This window comes from Aggregatibacter actinomycetemcomitans DSM 8324 (assembly GCF_000372365.1).
Classification (GTDB): Bacteria; Pseudomonadota; Gammaproteobacteria; order Enterobacterales; family Pasteurellaceae; genus Aggregatibacter; species Aggregatibacter actinomycetemcomitans.
Window position 1 is genome coordinate 1 of the sequence record NZ_AQUU01000030.1, and the last position, 1499, is coordinate 1499.

At 37.0% G+C, this 1499-nt stretch carries 4 protein-coding genes; 2 read left to right on the forward strand and 2 right to left on the reverse strand.

Annotation, left to right across the window (positions count from 1 at the left end):
* Both A3CS_RS1000000112380 and A3CS_RS1000000112385 read left to right on the forward strand, forming a co-directional pair.
* Positions 1-206: hypothetical protein (locus A3CS_RS1000000112380; RefSeq protein ID WP_032998442.1), on the forward strand; the 206-nt coding region annotated here is incomplete at its 5' end.
* Between the two features lie 40 nt (positions 207-246).
* Entirely contained in the window at positions 247-318 is a 72-nt protein-coding gene (locus tag A3CS_RS1000000112385) for a hypothetical protein (RefSeq protein WP_230583192.1), read from the forward strand.
* Positions 319-675: 357 nt separating this feature from the next.
* On the opposite strand, the gene A3CS_RS1000000112390 is transcribed toward A3CS_RS1000000112385, so the two are convergent.
* Complete coding sequence (locus A3CS_RS1000000112390; protein ID WP_005574276.1) at positions 676-921, reverse strand: hypothetical protein; 246 nt, start codon at positions 919-921, stop codon at positions 676-678.
* A gap of 77 nt (positions 922-998) precedes the next feature.
* Positions 999-1319, reverse strand: a complete 321-nt coding sequence (locus tag A3CS_RS1000000112135; protein ID WP_196755591.1) for an EamA family transporter — start codon at positions 1317-1319, stop codon at positions 999-1001.
* Between the last annotated feature and the right edge of the window lie 180 nt (positions 1320-1499).

Here is a 1499-nt window from a genome sequence, read left to right on the forward strand (position 1 = left end):
CCATCTCGTTTTCTGTTCCTTTTATACCGCAACAAGATAGTTTCTTTTATCTCACGATAATCGTGTTTAACTTGCTGATAATAAAAGGTAGAACGCCGATGATGCGATCTTCGTTCGGCACGTCTTCTTTTGTAAAAAGCAGTGCTAAAAAAGCAAAAAACAATTTCTACATAGCCAAATCATTCTTGATCAAACGGGGCAAGTAAAAACACCTGGCAATTACAATCTAAAGAAAGTTTAATCGTCGTGCTGGACAAAAACGGAAAAGTACAATTTGCCAACGAAGGAAAGCTACTCCACAGCAAATTGAAAAGGTGATGAATCGATTTATGATTGATTTTGGTGATCTCCTAGACGACCACCGTTAAGTTGAAATAGGTGTTTACACAGAATTTGGGATAGGGTCCAACTCTTTTGTCTACTATAGCCGGAAAATGCTTAAAAAGGACAAAATTACCAACCATTTTTCTACTATACCTTAGAAAATATTAGGAAAACCTGGTATTTGACATTTAATAAGATAGTAATATGCAGGGTTTTACTTATAGATAAATTTTTCTCCTTTATGTTAGTTCTCTCCTTTATCGCCATACTGAGTGAAAACATACAATGCAATTACTATGATTGTGACAATGATTGTTTTGCTAAGTACCATTTCTTCACCTAATGTTATGATTACGTTACATATCCTAATAATGGCATTAAATTTAATGTCATTGTTGAATTTTCTACACCTATATGATGTTTGAAAGAGTAAAGCTGGATTAAATAACTACCGCCGGAAATACCCATTCCAAGAAAGATCAATAAAGCAATTAAAAGCGGGCTACTGAAAATAATTTTGATCTGGGATAAGTCTAACCCCAGAGTAAATACCATTCCTAATCCGGCTATTGCTACGGCAATATATTGGTAAGGCATTGATACTACCGAACCGTATTTAAGTGATAAACTTTCCCTTAAGTAGGAAGTCCATGCCAGTGAAAGCATTGAAATAGTTACATATAAGTAACCAAGCCATACTTCACCTCCTTCAACAACGGTATGGGACCCACACTCATGGCATAAATACATATGGCTGAAACAATAAATGCAATACATCGCCAAAGATTCATTCGGAAGTGCATAAATGCCATTCCGAAAAAGACAGTGGCGAAAGGCTGCATGCCTTGGATAACGCCGTTTTCCGTTACGCCGATATGAACTAAGGAAAGGAAATTAAACAAGGAGAAACACTCCTGACCGACGATACCGTAAAATGCAATTTTTAAATATCCTTTTGGTCGATCGCTAGTGATGACCCTAATTCGGAATTTAATGTCTTACTTTTATGGGCTTGAATTTACAATCCAAGTTCATAATAAAGTACCTGTGTCTGAATTTATTATCTCTGAGCTAGACGTTGTCTAGCTATAAACAAAAAGCCCCGATGCTCTCACATCAGGGCTCACTATCAGGCTTGGCGGTGACCTACTCTCACATGGGGATGCCCCACACTA

Bases quoted from the DNA above. Each gene is read 5' to 3' on its own strand.
- A3CS_RS1000000112390 (WP_005574276.1), bottom strand. From the start codon at position 921: ATGCCTTACCAATATATTGCCGTAGCAATAGCCGGATTAGGAATGGTA.